Genomic DNA, 15,608 nt, shown 5'->3' with positions numbered 1-15,608 from the left:
TCGCGTTGTGCGACCCGGGCCCTCTTGAACCGTTTGATCGGTCTGGGTTTATTCGCCGAACACGCGGGCGAAGATCGTATCGACGTGCTTGGTGTGATAGCCGAGGTCGAATTTCTCCTCGATCTCTTCCGGGCTCAGCGCGGCGGTGACGTCGGCGTCTGCCAGCAGTTCCTCTTTGAAATCGGTGCGGTGTTCCCAGACTTTCAACGCGTTGCGCTGAACCATGGCATAGGCATCTTCACGGCTAACCCCGGCTTGGGTCAGGGCCAGAAGAACACGCTGGCTCATTACAAGGCCGGGGAACTTGTTCATGTTCTCGATCATGTTCTCGGGGAAGATCAGCATCTTGTCGATCACGCCGGTCAGCCGGGCCAGCGCGAAATCCAGCGTAATGGTGGCGTCCGGGCCGATCATGCGTTCGACCGAGGAGTGCGAGATATCACGCTCGTGCCACAGCGCCACGTTTTCCATCGCCGGGATCACAGCCGCGCGCACCATACGCGCCAGACCGGTCAGGTTCTCGGTCAGCACCGGGTTTTTCTTGTGCGGCATGGCCGACGAGCCTTTTTGACCCATCGAGAAGAACTCGGCCCCCTCCAGCACCTCGGTCCGCTGCATGTGGCGGATTTCGACGGCGATGTTTTCGATGCTGCTGGCGATCACGCCCAGCGTTGCAAAGAAGGCTGCGTGACGGTCGCGCGGGATAACCTGCGTGCTGATCGGCTCGGGCACCAGACCCAGCTGGTCGCAGACATGTTCTTCGACGCGCGGGTCGATATTGGCGAAGGTGCCAACCGCGCCACTGATCGCGCCGGTGGCAATCTCCGCGCGGGCGTCACGCATACGGGAGAGGTTGCGGTCCATCTCGGCATAGAAACGGGCAAAGGTCAGGCCCATGGTGGTCGGCTCGGCGTGGATGCCGTGGCTGCGGCCGATGCGGATCGTGTTCTTGTGTTCGATCGCGCGGCGCTTGAGGGCGGCCAGCAGACCTTCGAGGTCGGCGATCAGCAGGTCGGCGGCGCGGGTCAATTGCACGTTCAAACAGGTGTCCAGCACGTCCGAAGATGTCATGCCCTGATGAACGAAGCGCGCCTCTTCGCTGCCGACATGTTCAGCCAGATGAGTCAGGAAGGCGATGACGTCGTGCTTGGTTACAGCCTCGATCTCATCGATGCGGGCCACGTCGAATTCCACGTCCTTGGCTTTCCACACGGCTTCGGCATTCTCACGCGGGATTACGCCCAGTTTGGCCATGGCGTCACAGGCATGGGCTTCGATCTCATACCAGATGCGGAATTTGGTCTCGGGCGACCAGATGGCAACCATATCGGGGCGGGAATAACGTGGAATCATTGGCGGCGAGACCTTTTTGTGGTTGGGATAAGGCGTTCGCGCGCGGTTTAAACCCGCAACCCCGAGGGAACAAGGCACGAGTGCAGGTATGAGACGGTTTGCCCTGATTTTGGCCCTTTGGCCCGGTTTTTTGGCCGCAGAAGAGTTCCGAACGCTGACCGGAGACGAGATATTGGCGGCCCTCACCGGCCAAAAGCTCGATTACGGAGAGAGTGTTTGGCAGACCTTCGATGAAACGATGCTGACCCAGTATTATTCGGGAAGTCCCAGTTCGGGGCGTTGGGCTGTGCGTGAGGATCGGTACTGCTCGCTCTGGCCCCCCTCGGATCTGTGGGCCTGTTACGACGTACAGCAAAGCGGTGATGTGATCCGGTTTGTGGATGACGCGGGCGGGACCACTGACGGAACCTTCGCGGAATGACTTTGCCGCGCAGCCTGTCCGATTTCGAGGGCAAGTGGAGCCTGAACCGTACCATTCACGACACGCGGGCCGGGCAGGTCGTGCAGGCCGAGGGGCAGGCGGTACTGCGCCCGGTCGATCAGGGCCTGATCTATGATGAGGACGTGACCTTGCGGATACCGGGGCAGGCCGAGATGAAAGGCACGCGGCGATATCTGTGGCAGGAGTCCGGGGATCGAATTGCGGTCCTTTTCGATGACGAGCGGTACTTTCATGCATTGAAGCTGGGGCAAGCGCAGTCTAGGGATCATCATGATTGTCCGCCAGACAGCTATGATGCGGTCTATGATTTCTCGGGTTGGCCGATTTGGTCCGTAAGCTGGACCGTCTCGGGGCCGCGAAAAACCTATGAGATGAAGACCGAGTTCCGCCCTCGATAGCGCAATCATCTTGAAGTATCGATGTGAAATAGGCTTTCATGGGCCCGAATTTCCATCCGGATGTGGAGAAACGAAAATGAATACAAGTGTTCTGGCCGAAGCAATCGGCCCGCGCGAGGGCACAGCGCTGCGCGTGAAACAGGTTGTTCTGGTGGCTCTGGGAATTTTGGCTCTGGCGATTGCCGCGAAGGTCAAGGTTCCGATGTGGCCGGTTCCGATCACCATGGGCACCTTTGCCGTGCTGACCATCGGCACTGCTTACGGTGCGCGCCTGGGTCTGATCACCATGCTGGGCTATTTGGTGGTCGGTGCGTTGGGCTTTGACGTGTTTGCGGGCTCTTCGGCCGAGAAATTCGGGCTGACCTATATGATGGGCGGCACCGGCGGTTATTTGGTCGGGTACCTGCTGGCCACCGTTCTGCTGGGCGCTTTGGCTGCGCGCGGCTGGGATCGCTCGGTTGGTAAACTGGCGCTGGCGTTGGTTCTGGCGAACGTCCTGATTTATGTCCCCGGCCTGCTATGGCTGGGCCAGCTTTACGGTTGGGACAAGCCGATCCTGGAATGGGGCCTGACGCCGTTCTTGGTGGGCGATGCAATCAAACTGACGCTGGCCGCGCTGCTGATCCCGGGCCTGTGGAAACTGGTCGGCGACGCCCGTACCTGATTTCAGCTACACGAAAACACACCCGCGTCCCAAGCAATCCGGGCGCGGGTTTTTTGTGGGTCTTACAAACAGACGCTGGACAAAACAGCTGGGTCTCGTTCAATCTGATGGCAAGGAAATCATCAGGTTATTGAGATATGCGTATTTTTTCTAGCACGGCTTTGGCCGTTTGTGCCGCGTTATGGATGGGGGCTGTGGCACCCGCCACGGCGGATACTCCGATCACGTATACCGATGCAGGGCGCGCGTTGTTCAGCTTTGCTGCGCCCGACTTCTGGGCCGTGCGTACCGGCGGCCCGCGCGAGATTGAGGACACCGAACTGGGTGACCCACGCGCGGTTGCGCGTGTCATGGGCGTGCGGCCCGTGACCGATGACAATGTCTGGATGGGGTTTGTCTCTCCGGCGGGGGTCGCCTCGATTGAGGGTGGTTTGCGGTATCTCGAGGATATCGACAAGTTTCTGGTCAAGGACCCGAGGGTTACCAGCACAACTGACACCCGGATCGGCGGATTACCTGCACGCGTGATCCGCGGAACCGGCACCCGCGACGGGCGCGGCATTAATTTCACCGCCACCGTTATCGACCTGCCAAAGGATCGTGTGGCCGTTGTTGTGGCGATCCTGCGTGACGGTGCTGATCCAGCCTATGTCGACGTTCTGAATGACGTTTTCGCGTCGTTCCGGGCCTTGCAGTAAGGAGAGGCGCTGATGACCACCAAACCTATCAAACGTCTGTTTCTTGCCCTGGGCTTTGGGGCTGCGAGTTTCTCTCTGTCCGCCTGCGATGGTGTCACGGTCGGGGTCGGATATGGGTATGACCCGTTCTATGACTCGATGCTGTGGAATGATTATTACCACGACGTAAACGTGGATGTTGATATCGACCGACCGGTACGGCCCAACCCGCCGGCGGGTAGGCCTCCGGTTCGTCCAACACCGCCGATCGCCAAACCTCCGGCCCGACCGACACCCCCTGTGGCCCGCCCACCGGTTGCGCGTCCGCCCGTGGCCCGACCACCCATCCATCGCCCGTCGCCGCGCCGATAGTCTGACGGGGTCAGCTCAGCAGTTCTGTTGTGATCTGGGCTGACCCTTCCAGCGTTCGGTGAACGGGGCACTTGTCAGCGATTTCCAGCAGCCGCTCGCGCTGTTCCTGATCCAGCGGGCCTTCCAGACGGATTTTGCGGCGGAACTGGTCGATCTTGCCGTCTCCGGCCAGTCCGGCATCCTGCCCGTGTACCTTGTTGTGGCAGACATCGACAGTGATGCCCGTCAGAGGCCACCGCTTGCGCCGCGCATACATGCGGATCGTCATCGACGTGCAGGCCCCCAGACCCGAGGAAACGAACCCGTAAGGCGACATGCCTCTGTCGGTGCCGCCATACGAGGCAGGCTCATCCGCCACCGCGTGATGCCGGGGGCCGGACTGGATGTCCTGTAGAAAACCCGAGGGATCAACCTCGGTCACGCGCACCACGCCTTCGGGCGCGCCGGGGGGCGGTGCGGGCGGTCTGAGGGGAATATAGCGCGTCACCCATGCCGCGATCACGTCGGCTGCATATTCAGCGTCCGATGCGCGGGTGATCAGGTGATCGGCATCGTCGAGCGTGACAAAGCTCTTGGGGTGTTTGGCGGCCAGAAAGATGGTGCTGGCATTGTCGATGCTGACGGTTTCGTCGCGCGGTGCGTGCAGGATCAGCAGCGCCGCTTTCAGATCGGCAATCGCCGGGGTCAGTGCGGTTTCTGAGATGTCATCGACAAAGGCCTTGCTGATGCGGAAGGGGCGGCCCCCCAGCGTGACTTCGGCCGATCCGTCCTGTTCGATCTGGGGCAGGGCACCTTCGAAATGGTGGGCGACATGGCCGGGATCGGCGGGGGCACCCAGCGTCACTATGGCCTTGACGCTGGGGATACCGGCCCGGGCCCGCAGGACGGCGGCGCCGCCAAGGGAATGGCCGATCAGCAGGTCAGGGGCCATGTTGCGGCCCGCCAGGTAATGCGCGGCGGCAATCAGGTCCTCGACATTCGAGGTGAATGTGGTGTTGGCAAACTCTCCACCCGAATGACCCAGCCCGGTGAAATCAAAGCGCAATACGGCGATGCCCATCGCGGCCAGACGGGCGGCGATGCGGCGGGCGGCGGGAATGTCTTTGGAACAGGTAAAACAATGCGCAAACAACGCGGTCGCCAGAACCGGCCCTTCCGGCAGATCAAGGCGTGCAGCCAACTGGTTGCCGTCGTGACCGGCAAAGGTAATGCGTTCGGTGGGCATGGCAATTCCTTACGTGTCGGGATGAACCCAATACTGTGTCCTTCCGACTGGTGCCTCAACCCCATTGTAAGACGCGTAACGGGAAGGTGAGAAAAGTGAGCGCTTTCGGTTCAGGAAATCGGGATTTTGTAGTTCAATATTTGTGATGCAATGGATGATAAATATTCGTTTTATTAATCTCATGAATGCCCCCATCTTGCAGCTATCACTGATAGCAAGCCAAGGAGGCTCACATGTCCCATACCGCATCCGCCCCGCGTGGCGTTGTATTCCGCCCCGACCTTCTGATCGTCATCGCCCTGACCGGTGTGCTGGGATTCACGCTGGGTCAGACCTGGCCAACGGCATCGACCACAGCCGAAGTCACCATCCCGTCCGAGGACTGGCACGGCAACGTTCGGCGTTCCACCTGGCCAGACTGAGGCGTTACGCCTGTCCCATCAACTGGGGATCAAACGGGTAGGTCGTGAGATTTTCATACCCGTCCTCGGTGATCAGAACCTGATCCTCGAGCTTGATCGAGAAGTCGCCGCCAACCTCTCCGACGGCGGCTTCGACACATAGAACCATACCGGGCTCGAGCGGGTAATCGTAAGACCCCGCCACAGCCTTATCCGGATAGGCGACCAGAGGCCACTCATCACACAGGCCGACGCCGTGCATCAGGCAACCATATTTCTGGGCCTGAAACTTGTCGTCCAGCTTATGCGCATTGGCGGTCAGTTCGGGGATCATCACGCCGGGTTTCAGCATCTCCATATTGGTCATGATATGCTCATGCGCGTGTTGCATGGCATAGACCATGTCGGGGCGGGGATTTTCGTCCCCGATCCACCACGTGCGCGAGATGTCGATGCAGATGCCGTAAGATCCGATCAGGTCAGTATCAAAAGCGATGATCTCATTTTTCTGCGTGATCCGAGGCCCGCATTCCTGAAACCACGGGTTGGTACGCTGACCCGAAGCCAGCAGGCGGGTCTCGATCCATTCTCCGCCGCGGCGGATGTTCTCGGCGTGCAGAACGGCCCAGATATCATCTTCCGAGGTTTTGCCATCGCCCACATTGGTGCGAGCGAATTTCTCCATCTCGGCCACGGCGGTTTCGCAGGAATGGTGCGCACAGCGCATGGCCATAATCTCGTCCGGGCCCTTGATGGCGCGGGTCTTTTCGGTGACCTCTTCGCCTTCCATGATCTCGAAACCTTGCGCCTCCAATGCGCGTAACCCGTGCAGCATGATCTTGTCGACGGCCAGACGTCTGTTGCCGCCGCCATGTTCGTCGATCAACAGCCGCACCTCATTCGAGAATACATCGGCCGCCACATCCACCTTGTCGCCGCGGTCGAAGTAAAACAGATCCGCGCCCGAGCGTTGTTCGCGCACCAGCGGGTTGAACTTAGACAGGAAAGGGGAGTTCTTGTAATCCCAGATCACCATGTAGCCATCGGCGCACAGCAACACGGCGCGGAACGGGTTATGGGTGTTCCACAGCTGCATGTTGGTGCTGTCGGTGGCGTAACGGATGTTGAGCGGATCAAACATCAGCAGCCCGCCATAACCGCGGTCCACGATGGCCTTGGTCAGGCGTTTCCATCGGTATTCCCGCATCCGGGCCAGATCGGGCAGGGCCAGTCCGGCTGAGTCCCATTCCGCAAAGGCCAGCTGTGTCGGCCCGATCTCGATCCGGTCATTGTCGTTTGGGGTACCGTCACCCAGTGTTTTGCCTTTGGTCGGGTCGATCTTGCGGCTGTCGCGGTAATGCTGGTTCATGGTGGGCCTCCCTGCCTGAAATTTAACGTGAAGAATCATTTTCCTGGCGTCTTGAAAGTTTGCGACGGCGCACCCGTCGCTTTTGGGCCGACAACCCGTTCAACTGGTGGTAGGCCGTCATTATGACGATCCTACAGACCTCGATCCCCTATGATCCGCTGACGCCGCGCCCTTTGCCCGGTATCCAACCGGCAAGCATGGATGACTGGCTGCATTTTGATGATGCGTTTGCCGGACAGATGCGGCGGCGCGAAGAGATTTTGCAGGAGCGGCGACCTGACGTTCTGGCGCTGGATCCGGGTGCCGAGCCCGCAGCGCAAGAGCTTTTGGATATGGTTCTGCATCAGGTCTATCCGGGTTGCACCGATCAGGTCACCCGCCCGGAAGGTCAGGTTGTTGAAATCGACCGCTCACGCCCGTTGGACACTCTATGCCGTCTGGTGCAGGAAGATTTCTGTATCCTGCAAAAGCACGGTGACGAGCATCTCCTGACCGGGGCCATTCTGTGCTTTCCCGCCAGTTGGCGCCTGACGGAAAAGTTCATGCGCCCTCTGATCGAAATCCACATCCCGGTATCTGGCTATGACGCCGACATCGCCCGCCGGGTGCAGCGCCTGTTCGACGGGATACAGCCGGGGCGTCCGCTGTGGCGGTTCAATGCGCTTTGGTACGACGATGCCGAGCTGCACCAGCCCCGCAGCTCCAGCGACCCGCGCGATATCAGTGATCCGGGGGCTGCCCAATTCCTGCGCAGCGAACGTCAGACCTTGTTGCGCCTGCCGGAAACGCGGGCAGTGGTCTTTACAATCCATACCTATGTGCTTGAGGCGCAGCGCCTGCACAAAATGGAAAACCCCGCCTGACGGCGGGGCCTCCACGGAGGGTATTGAAGTTTAGTTCTACATGCCCAACGCATTGGCGACACCGGCGAATGCCCCGCTTGTGCTGAGAGCGGAGATTGCGACGGTGTAGGCAAGAACCTGAGTGTTCAGGCGAAAATCTTCACCTCTGATCAGGTTCACTGCGGCCACAGAGACCGCGATGGGTACGGACACGCTAGCCACGGCCCCGGTCAATCCCCAACTGGATAGTCGCAGGATATCACTGGGTTTGTCGTGGTCGAGGGGGCGCGTGTCCTTTTCCCCATCAGTTGGCTGCTCGTTGGTTTCTGTCCGAAAAGCGATGCTGAGCAACTGCTCATCAGACAACTGGATCGGCCGGGCTGCTGGTGAAAGCGCCCTTTTTTGCGGCTCATCCAGGACCTCTTCGTCAGGAATGTTCAACCCCGCGAACGGGCCTGTCACTGCCTCGAAAATCTGTTTTCTGTTTCGTGTTTTTGGAGGCGTCAAAGTGTCGAACGCACTCATGAATTGTTCAACGGTCAGAATGGTGTTGGACGACAGCCACTCGACACGCTGCGTCGCGCAGATATCGACCATCCGATACAGGATGACCACCAGCATCAGCTCAGAGATTTCGCTGTCATCCAACAACGGAGACACCGGCGAAAGCGTGATCGTCAGACGGTTCTTCGGCAGGGTGACAACCGGTCTGCTTGCTGTCTTCAGCCCCGCAGCGCGGTCCAGACGACCGAACCGATCTTCTGCGCCGACGACTTGAGTATCCAAAGTCAGACGAACCAGATACTGGCTGGATACGATGCTGGCTTCGGTCTCGCTCAGTATGGTCTTGCGTTCGACCAGGTGACCATAATCGCCCAAAGTCGTTGCAACAATGGCGCCGAAACGCTCAAGCGCGCCCTCGGTTTTCCCGTTGAACTGAAGACCGCCGTGATAGCTGTGCTTCGAAGTCACCACGCATTCCTTTGTCGTATCCTGTCCTGAGAAACAGGTTAACAACCGATATGGGGCAGAATTTGGCGAAAATGGAAAAAAATGAAAAATCAGCGGGATTGATTACTCTTTGGAAACCTAGGCATTTTGGGGGCCGCTTAACATCTGTGGCAATAATGTGGCCGGATTGCGGTGTATTGGCGCTGAAACATGGCGCGTATCAGCCGTCGATTCGGGCGGCCATGATGGCGATGGATTGCTGATAGACCGAGGCCGCGTTCCATTCCTGAATTACCCTGAAATTGGGTTGCCCCGGTTGATAGCCGCGCCCTGGCTTCCACCCTTTCTGCCGTAGAAAATTCGCGGTTGAGGCCAGCGCGTCGGTCATGTTGTAGAAATCCACGCGACCGTCGCCGGTGGCATCGACACCGTAGACCAGCGCATTACCCGGCAGGAACTGAGTGTGCCCCAATTCGCCGTGCTTCGCCCCTTTGGTCGCGGTCGTAATGCTGCCTTGATCAACCAGTTTCAGCGCTCCGATGGCATGGGGGATAAAGAACTCGGATCGGCGACAATCGTAAGCCAGTGTTGTGATTGCGGAAACAACCTGACTGTCGCCCATGAAATTCCCGAACCCTGTTTCCATTCCGTGGATCGCGATCAGCACGCCGCTCGGGACGCCATATTGCCGTTCCAGTGCTGCGTAGAATTGCGGGTTGCGCGCCTTGCGTTTACGCCCTTGTGCCACGATCGTATCGGCGCCGCGAACCCGCATGAACTTGTCCAACGAGTATTTGAAACTTTTCTGATTGCGGTCCGCCGCAATGGTGCGCGTGGCGTATTGGGTCTGCGCCAGCGCTTGCAGGCCTTTCTTTTTCACACCAGAGCGCTTGGCCTGTTTCGCGAAATCCTGTTTCCAGGCCTCGAACCCGCTGCTGGTGTTGCCGCAGGGGGCGGCCGTTGCAAGCGTTGGCAGGGACAGGGCTATAATCAAGGCAAATCGAAACATCAGCAAAATCCGGTTAAACAATGGCTGAGATCAAGGGTAAGCTGCATCTTGAGATCCGCAAAGCAGTTAATAGAGGTCCAGCTCTCCGGTACCTTTCAGAGATTCGAACCACTCCTCGGGTGTTTTGTCGATTTTGGCGTGTTTCACCATCATCGCGTTCATATTCGGCAGGTTTGACGAGTCTGGCCACTTTTCAGGCTGCCACAGGTTCGAACGGATGACGCATTTGGGGCAATGTGCAAACACCGTTTCGACATGGATCAGCAGGGCCAGCTTGGGCGCATGTTCGTTCACCGCCATCCCGTTCAACAGCTCAGGATCGGCGCAGATTCGCGCGCTGCCGCGAATGCGCAGAGTCTCCATCTTGCCGGGGACAAAGAAGATCAGGCTGACGCGCGGATCCAGCAGCAGGTTGTGAAAGGTATCCACACGCTTGTTGCCCGGGCGGTCGGGGATTGCCATCAATGTGTCCGAAATCACCTGGACAAAACCTTCGGGGTCTCCGCGCGGTGAGATATCCAGATGCCCGCCCGGGTTGGCCGAGGCGATCAGGCAAAAGGGTGAGGCCGCGATAAAATCGCGGCACATCTGGTCCAGTGCGGGAATTTCCTTGGCAAGGATCTGGGGCAGGGGGGCGCCGGATATGCGCTCCAGTTCTTCAACCGAGGTCACGAACTCCGAGAATTGCGAGAAGGGATCATCAGTTGGCATTGAAACTCTCCTGACCGGGCTGGTTCTGAGTGTGGAAGATCACGCCAAATGAAACAAGGGCGCCCGATTGGACGCCCTTGCAGATGTAAACCCAAAACCGGATCAGCAGCTGTAGTACATGCCGTATTCAACCGGGTGCGGGGTGTGCTCGTAGGTTTCGACCTCTTCCATCTTCAGTGCGATGTAGCCGTCGATCTGGTCTTTGGTGAACACGTCGCCCTGCAGCAGGAAGTCGTGATCGGATGCCAGAGCTTCCAGTGCCTCACGCAGCGAGCCGCAAACGGTCGGGATGTCGGCCAGTTCTTCGGCAGGCAGATCGTACAGGTTCTTGTCCATGGCTTCGCCCGGATCGATCTTGTTCTTGATGCCGTCCAGACCAGCCATCAGCAGAGCGGCAAACGCCAGGTAGGGGTTCGCGGCCGGATCGGGGAAGCGAGCCTCGACACGCTTGGCTTTCGGGCTTTCGGTCCACGGAATACGGACACAACCCGAACGGTTACGGGCCGAGTAGGCGCGCAGAACGGGGGCTTCGAAGCCTGGGATCAGACGCTTGTAGCTGTTGGTCGCCGGGTTGGTGAAGGCGTTCAGGGTCTTGGCGTGCTTCAGGATGCCGCCGATGAAGTACAGCGCTTCGTCCGACAGGTCAGCGTATTTGTCGCCAGCGAACAGGGGCTTGCCGTCTTTCCAGATCGACATGTTCACGTGCATGCCGGTGCCGTTGTCACCTGCGATGGGCTTCGGCATGAAGGTAGCCGATTTGCCGTAGGCGTGCGCGACGTTGTGGATGATGTACTTGTACTTCTGCAGCTCATCTGCCTGTTTGGTCAGGCTGTCGAAGATCAGGCCCAGCTCGTGCTGACACGAAGCGACCTCGTGGTGGTGCTTGTCGACCTTCATGCCCAGACGCTTCATGGTCGACAGCATTTCCGAACGCAAGTCCTGTGCTTCGTCGATTGGGTTGACCGGGAAATAACCGCCTTTGACGCCCGGACGATGGCCCATGTTGCCCATCTCGTATTCGGTGTCGGTGTTCCACGACGCGTCGGTTGCATCAACTTCGTAGGATACCTTGTTGATGCTGTTCGAGAAACGGACGTCGTCGAACAGGAAGAATTCAGCTTCGGGACCCATATAGGCAACGTCGCCGATACCCGATGCTTTCAGGTACGCTTCGGCCTTCTGGGCGGTGCCGCGCGGGTCGCGCTCATACGCTTCGCCGGTGTCGGGCTCGACAACCGAGCAGTGCACACAGATGGTTTTTTCCGCGTAGAACGGGTCGACATAGGCGCTTTCGGTGTCGACCATCAGCTTCATGTCGGATGCTTCGATCGACTTCCAGCCCGCGATGGACGAACCGTCGAACATGAAGCCTTCTTCCAGGAAGTCCTCGTCAACCTGATCGGCCATCAGGGTAACGTGCTGCAGCTTGCCGCGCGGGTCGGTGAAACGAACATCGACGTATTCGGCGCCTTCGTCCTTGATCAGCTGAAGAACTGCGTCCTTGCTCATACTCTCTATTCCTCTACTTGGAGTGTTCGATTACAGCGCTTCCGAGCCGGTTTCACCGGTCCGGATGCGAATGGCTTGCTCAACGGGCGAGACAAAGATCTTGCCGTCGCCGATTTTGTCGGTCTTGGCGGCCGAAACGATGGCCTCGATGGCGGCATCGACCTGATCATCGTCCAGTACAACTTCGACCTTCACCTTGGGCAGAAAGTCCACGACGTATTCCGCACCGCGATAGAGTTCGGTGTGACCTTTCTGGCGGCCAAAACCCTTGACCTCGATCACGCTGAGACCCTGGACACCCACGTCCTGCAGCGCCTCTTTCACTTCGTCCAGTTTGAACGGCTTGATGATCGCTTCGATCTTCTTCATCCCGGGCTCCCTATAATACTTGTCAGGAAGGCACTGATCACGTCTAAGATCGGTCGGCAATCTGATTGCGAAAATGGCGGCACGCGCGTGCCGAGAAAATAGGCGGCAGGTGAAATTTTGATCGACTTGCACAAAAAGTAATCAGAATTGAATCGCTGAGGGATTTGAGATGACGGAATTGCTGACAGCTGCGCAGATGCGGGCCATCGAACGGGCCGCGATTGACTCCGGTGAGGTAACGGGGCTGGAGCTGATGGAGCGGGCCGGGCAGGGCGTTGTCGAGGCGATTGTTGAAGAGTGGCCAGACCTGGTGACGACAGCTGGTCGGGCTGTGGTTTTGTGCGGTCCGGGAAACAATGGCGGCGATGGGTTTGTCGTGGCGCGTCTGTTGCGTGATCAGGGTTGGGAGGTCGAAGTCTTTCTGTATGGCGATACGGAAAAGCTACCACCGGATGCGCGGGCCAATTATGAGAAGTGGCGAGAGGCGGGCACTGTCGGGGATCTTCGACGCAAGGGCTCGCTTTCGAAAGCCGAAGAACCGAATCTAATTGTTGATGCCGTTTTTGGAACCGGGCTGGCTCGCCGCATTGAAGGGGAACTTGCGCAAGTTTTGCAGTCTTTTGACGCCTTGATCGAAGCAAGGGAGATCAAAGTTGTCGCAATTGATGCGCCGTCTGGGCTTTGCTCAGATAGTGGCAAGTCGCTTGGTGTGTTCGCGGTCGCTGATCTGACAGTCGCGTTTCACCGGGCTAAGCGGGGTCATTTTTTAGATCGAGGACCAAATCAATCTGGTCGGCTGGTCGTGAAGTCAATTGGCATAAATGAAGTTTGGAATGAGAAGGCAGACGGGGCGATCTTAGGTTTGGTTGAGGGCGTACCAAAACGCTTAAAAAAACTTCCTCAGACTCACAAATACGCGCATGGTCACGCCCTGGTCTTTTCCGGCGGCTCCGCGAAAACCGGTGCGGCGCGGCTGGCGGCGCGGGGGGCTTTGCGCGTAGGGGCGGGGTTGGTGACTCTGGCGGTACCTCCGGTCGCTCAGATGGAGGTTGCAGCACAGGTGACCGCCATCATGTTGCAGCGAATTGAAGGCGCGGATGGCGTGACTGACGTTCTGAAGGATGAGCGGTTGAACACTCTGTGTCTCGGTCCAGGGTTGGGTATCGAGCGTGCGCTCGAATTGGTGCCTGCTGCCCTAAAAGCCGAACGAGCCACGGTTCTGGACGCCGACGCGCTGACGGCGTTTGCGGATGATCCGGCGGCGCTGTTCTCTCAACTCCACGAAAACTGTGTTCTGACGCCACATGGAGGAGAGTTTTCACGGCTGTTCCCGGATATTGCCGAGAAGCTGGCAGCAGTGCCTACCAAAGGCCCGGCCTATTCCAAAGTGGATGCAACGCGAGAGGCGGCGAAACGGGCGGGTTGTGTGGTGTTGTTCAAGGGGCCGGATACGGTGATAGCCGCGCCAAACGGCCAGTGTTCGATCAATGCGGCAATGTACGAACGCGCGGCTCCTTGGTTGGCGACCGCAGGTTCGGGCGATGTCCTGGCAGGTTTTATTACCGGGCTTCTCGCTCGCGGGTTCAGCCCGATGCAGGCGGCGGAGACGGCGGCCTGGTTGCATGTGGAGTGCGCGCGCGCATTCGGACCGGGTTTGATCGCCGAAGATTTGCCCGAGCAATTGCCTAAGGTTTTTAAAGAACTGAATATCTGATTTTCTAAGCGGGTTTTGGCCGATCCGACCCGTGCTCGGCGGCAATTGGCCGATAAGATTGCGGTGTGGTCGAACCGAGTGTTTGCCACGCGCATGGCAGGGCGTCAAAATTCCCTTGGAGTGGGACTCTGTCTGCGGCGTGACCGCAGGTAATATGTTGATTGCAATGGGAATTAAGTCCGGCTTCCGTGATCTGAGTGGCAAGTTTGCAATACCCCAAAAGTATCGCCGACGGCGGCTGGAATGTCAGCGGTAACTGCGCGATTGAAGGGCAAAGGGAGCCGGAATTTTCAAGGTGAATGATATGACGCAAAAACTGAAACTGTCCTCAATGGCGGCTGTACTGGCCGCAACGACGGCAATTCCTGCCGCGGCTGAGATGAAATACGAAAACAACAGCGGCGGTTATGTGCTGTTGTACGGTCAGCTCGATCCGGTGATCGTATCCGTCGATGACGGCGCGGAAACAGAGACCCGCTTGCTGGACAACGACCTGTCCAACAGCCGCGTTGGTCTGCGGCTGATGCAGCCCTATGGCAGCAACGAGTTCATGTTCCGCTTTGAAACCGGGCTGGGTCTGCCAAGCACGGGAACGGCCAACCAGGATGGCACCAATACCAACGGTTGGACCCGTGAAGATATCCGCCACGTCGATTTCTCGCTGAAGGGTGGCTACGGTAAATTCTCGGCCGGTCAGGGCAGCATGGCCTCGGACGGGGCTGCCGAGACTGACCTGTCCTATGTCGGAACGGCTTTGTATTCGTTCACCAACGATGAAAACGGCGCCTTCTTCTATCGCGGAACTGACGGCATCCTGAGCGACATCACCGTGGGCGACTCGTCCAGCAACTTTGACGGCGGGCGTCGCGGGCGTATCCGCTATGACACTCCGGATTTCAACGGGTTTTCGGGCGCAATTGCCTATGGTCAGAACATCCTGTCCAGCAGCGATGACGACGACTACTACGACATCGCAGTCAATTACGGCAACACCTTCGCCAACGGTGTCGAATTCGCCGCCAGCGTAGCTTATGCAGTGCGTGATTTCGACGATGGCTCGGGTGAGCGGAAAGACACGATCGGGTCCGCTTCGGTACTGCTGCCCAGCGGGTTCAGCTTTACGGCAGCTTTGGGTTCGCGTGACGATACGGCGACCGGGGCAAGTGATCCGGATTATTGGTACACCAAGCTGGCCTATGAAGGCGACTGGGTATCCTGGGGTAAAACCGGTGTCGGTATCGACTACTTTGACGGCTCGGATTTCGAAAACCAGGGGTCCAGCACGAAGTCCTGGGGTATTGCCGTCGTTCAGCGGATCGACAGCATCAACACCGATGCCTACCTGAAGTATCGCAACCACGATTTCGACGACACTACCGATTTCGACAAAAACGAAGCGTGGGTTTTGGGCGCGCTCTGGAAGTTCTGATCCAGGTTATCTGACAAACATGCGCCCCGGCTCTGTCCGGGGCGTTTTTTTTTGTTCAAATCGGCGGCAAAACAAGACCGATCCGGGCTTTGCCCCTTGCACGTGGGCTGCTGGGCAAATAGAAGGCGTCAAATTTGCCTGGCGCGCCGTTTTGCGCGCCCCGAATCCTATGG

At 58.5% G+C, this 15,608-nt stretch carries 17 protein-coding genes; 9 read left to right on the top strand and 8 right to left on the bottom strand.

Annotated features, from left to right (window positions below; all coding sequences use genetic code 11):
* Positions 1-48: 48 nt before the first annotated feature.
* Complete coding sequence (purB, locus tag GOX88_RS04905; protein WP_170399906.1) at positions 49-1,353, bottom strand: adenylosuccinate lyase; 1,305 nt, start codon at positions 1,351-1,353, stop codon at positions 49-51.
* An 88-nt stretch (positions 1,354-1,441) separates the two neighbouring features.
* On the opposite strand from purB, the gene GOX88_RS04900 reads away from it, so the two are divergent.
* The 5 genes from GOX88_RS04900 (at position 1,442) to GOX88_RS04880 (ending at position 3,906) form a co-directional block, all read left to right on the top strand.
* Positions 1,442-1,774 (top strand): hypothetical protein, encoded by a 333-nt coding sequence (locus GOX88_RS04900; RefSeq protein WP_170399904.1) that lies wholly within the window; start codon positions 1,442-1,444, stop codon positions 1,772-1,774.
* Positions 1,771-2,193: a DUF6314 family protein gene (locus GOX88_RS04895; protein WP_170399902.1), complete on the top strand. Its 423-nt coding sequence runs from the start codon at positions 1,771-1,773 to the stop codon at positions 2,191-2,193. The genes GOX88_RS04900 and GOX88_RS04895 overlap by 4 nt, the downstream gene beginning before the upstream one ends.
* 76 nt (positions 2,194-2,269) lie before the next feature.
* Positions 2,270-2,857, top strand: a complete 588-nt coding sequence (locus GOX88_RS04890; protein ID WP_170399900.1) for a biotin transporter BioY — start codon at positions 2,270-2,272, stop codon at positions 2,855-2,857.
* A gap of 137 nt (positions 2,858-2,994) precedes the next feature.
* Entirely contained in the window at positions 2,995-3,555 is a 561-nt protein-coding gene (locus GOX88_RS04885) for a hypothetical protein (protein ID WP_254443274.1), read from the top strand.
* A gap of 12 nt (positions 3,556-3,567) precedes the next feature.
* Positions 3,568-3,906 (top strand): hypothetical protein, encoded by a 339-nt coding sequence (locus GOX88_RS04880; protein ID WP_170399898.1) that lies wholly within the window; start codon positions 3,568-3,570, stop codon positions 3,904-3,906.
* 10 nt (positions 3,907-3,916) lie between these two features.
* On the opposite strand, the gene GOX88_RS04875 is transcribed toward GOX88_RS04880, so the two are convergent.
* A complete protein-coding gene (locus GOX88_RS04875) occupies positions 3,917-5,131 on the bottom strand; it encodes a bifunctional alpha/beta hydrolase/OsmC family protein (protein WP_170399897.1) in 1,215 nt (404 codons plus the stop codon).
* 233 nt (positions 5,132-5,364) lie between these two features.
* On the opposite strand from GOX88_RS04875, the gene GOX88_RS04870 reads away from it, so the two are divergent.
* Complete coding sequence (locus GOX88_RS04870; RefSeq protein ID WP_170399895.1) at positions 5,365-5,553, top strand: hypothetical protein; 189 nt, start codon at positions 5,365-5,367, stop codon at positions 5,551-5,553.
* Between the two features lie 4 nt (positions 5,554-5,557).
* Here the strand turns inward: GOX88_RS04870 and dddP are convergent, their stop codons facing one another.
* The gene (dddP, locus tag GOX88_RS04865; RefSeq protein WP_170399893.1) at positions 5,558-6,901 is read right to left on the bottom strand and encodes a dimethylsulfonioproprionate lyase DddP; all 1,344 of its coding nucleotides are present in this window, start codon (positions 6,899-6,901) and stop codon (positions 5,558-5,560) included.
* Positions 6,902-7,020: 119 nt separating this feature from the next.
* Here dddP and GOX88_RS04860 point away from each other — a divergent pair, with 119 nt between their 5' ends.
* Positions 7,021-7,764: a heme-dependent oxidative N-demethylase family protein gene (locus GOX88_RS04860; RefSeq protein ID WP_367647757.1), complete on the top strand. Its 744-nt coding sequence runs from the start codon at positions 7,021-7,023 to the stop codon at positions 7,762-7,764.
* 36 nt (positions 7,765-7,800) lie between these two features.
* Here the strand turns inward: GOX88_RS04860 and GOX88_RS04855 are convergent, their stop codons facing one another.
* From GOX88_RS04855 to GOX88_RS04835, 5 genes are all read right to left on the bottom strand, one after another.
* Positions 7,801-8,715 carry a hypothetical protein gene (locus tag GOX88_RS04855; protein WP_367647752.1) on the bottom strand — a complete coding sequence of 305 codons (915 nt, stop codon included), beginning with the start codon at positions 8,713-8,715 and terminating at the stop codon, positions 7,801-7,803.
* Positions 8,716-8,914: 199 nt separating this feature from the next.
* Positions 8,915-9,703 carry a lytic murein transglycosylase gene (locus tag GOX88_RS04850; RefSeq protein WP_170399887.1) on the bottom strand — a complete coding sequence of 263 codons (789 nt, stop codon included), beginning with the start codon at positions 9,701-9,703 and terminating at the stop codon, positions 8,915-8,917.
* 66 nt (positions 9,704-9,769) lie between these two features.
* Positions 9,770-10,414 (bottom strand): MSMEG_1061 family FMN-dependent PPOX-type flavoprotein, encoded by a 645-nt coding sequence (locus tag GOX88_RS04845; RefSeq protein ID WP_170399885.1) that lies wholly within the window; start codon positions 10,412-10,414, stop codon positions 9,770-9,772.
* Between the two features lie 102 nt (positions 10,415-10,516).
* Positions 10,517-11,923, bottom strand: a complete 1,407-nt coding sequence (glnA, locus tag GOX88_RS04840) for a type I glutamate--ammonia ligase (protein ID WP_058280622.1) — start codon at positions 11,921-11,923, stop codon at positions 10,517-10,519.
* 30 nt (positions 11,924-11,953) lie between these two features.
* Positions 11,954-12,292 (bottom strand): P-II family nitrogen regulator, encoded by a 339-nt coding sequence (locus tag GOX88_RS04835; protein WP_170325301.1) that lies wholly within the window; start codon positions 12,290-12,292, stop codon positions 11,954-11,956.
* Between the two features lie 169 nt (positions 12,293-12,461).
* On the opposite strand from GOX88_RS04835, the gene GOX88_RS04830 reads away from it, so the two are divergent.
* On the top strand, positions 12,462-14,006 hold the full coding sequence (locus GOX88_RS04830; RefSeq protein ID WP_170399883.1) for an NAD(P)H-hydrate dehydratase: 1,545 nt from the start codon (positions 12,462-12,464) through the stop codon (positions 14,004-14,006).
* Between the two features lie 304 nt (positions 14,007-14,310).
* On the top strand, positions 14,311-15,435 hold the full coding sequence (locus GOX88_RS04825) for a porin (RefSeq protein WP_170399881.1): 1,125 nt from the start codon (positions 14,311-14,313) through the stop codon (positions 15,433-15,435).
* Positions 15,436-15,608: the final 173 nt, after the last annotated feature.

Source organism: Ruegeria arenilitoris, from assembly GCF_013030985.1.
Taxonomy (GTDB): Bacteria; Pseudomonadota; Alphaproteobacteria; order Rhodobacterales; family Rhodobacteraceae; genus Ruegeria; species Ruegeria arenilitoris_B.
Note: the sequence above shows the minus strand (reverse complement) of the source record. Positions and strands in the feature narration are given on the sequence as shown.

What these genes read in the sequence shown, in the direction of transcription:
- purB (WP_170399906.1), bottom strand. Translation starts at nt 1,353, where the DNA reads ATGATTCCACGTTATTCCCGCCCCGATATGGTTGCCATCTGGTCGCCC.
- GOX88_RS04900 (WP_170399904.1), top strand. Translation starts at nt 1,442, where the DNA reads ATGAGACGGTTTGCCCTGATTTTGGCCCTTTGGCCCGGTTTTTTGGCC.
- GOX88_RS04895 (WP_170399902.1), top strand. Translation starts at nt 1,771, where the DNA reads ATGACTTTGCCGCGCAGCCTGTCCGATTTCGAGGGCAAGTGGAGCCTG.
- GOX88_RS04890 (WP_170399900.1), top strand. Translation starts at nt 2,270, where the DNA reads ATGAATACAAGTGTTCTGGCCGAAGCAATCGGCCCGCGCGAGGGCACA.
- GOX88_RS04885 (WP_254443274.1), top strand. Translation starts at nt 2,995, where the DNA reads ATGCGTATTTTTTCTAGCACGGCTTTGGCCGTTTGTGCCGCGTTATGG.
- GOX88_RS04880 (WP_170399898.1), top strand. Translation starts at nt 3,568, where the DNA reads ATGACCACCAAACCTATCAAACGTCTGTTTCTTGCCCTGGGCTTTGGG.
- GOX88_RS04875 (WP_170399897.1), bottom strand. Translation starts at nt 5,131, where the DNA reads ATGCCCACCGAACGCATTACCTTTGCCGGTCACGACGGCAACCAGTTG.
- GOX88_RS04870 (WP_170399895.1), top strand. Translation starts at nt 5,365, where the DNA reads ATGTCCCATACCGCATCCGCCCCGCGTGGCGTTGTATTCCGCCCCGAC.
- dddP (WP_170399893.1), bottom strand. Translation starts at nt 6,901, where the DNA reads ATGAACCAGCATTACCGCGACAGCCGCAAGATCGACCCGACCAAAGGC.
- GOX88_RS04850 (WP_170399887.1), bottom strand. Translation starts at nt 9,703, where the DNA reads ATGTTTCGATTTGCCTTGATTATAGCCCTGTCCCTGCCAACGCTTGCA.
- GOX88_RS04845 (WP_170399885.1), bottom strand. Translation starts at nt 10,414, where the DNA reads ATGCCAACTGATGATCCCTTCTCGCAATTCTCGGAGTTCGTGACCTCG.
- glnA (WP_058280622.1), bottom strand. Translation starts at nt 11,923, where the DNA reads ATGAGCAAGGACGCAGTTCTTCAGCTGATCAAGGACGAAGGCGCCGAA.
- GOX88_RS04835 (WP_170325301.1), bottom strand. Translation starts at nt 12,292, where the DNA reads ATGAAGAAGATCGAAGCGATCATCAAGCCGTTCAAACTGGACGAAGTG.
- GOX88_RS04830 (WP_170399883.1), top strand. Translation starts at nt 12,462, where the DNA reads ATGACGGAATTGCTGACAGCTGCGCAGATGCGGGCCATCGAACGGGCC.
- GOX88_RS04825 (WP_170399881.1), top strand. Translation starts at nt 14,311, where the DNA reads ATGACGCAAAAACTGAAACTGTCCTCAATGGCGGCTGTACTGGCCGCA.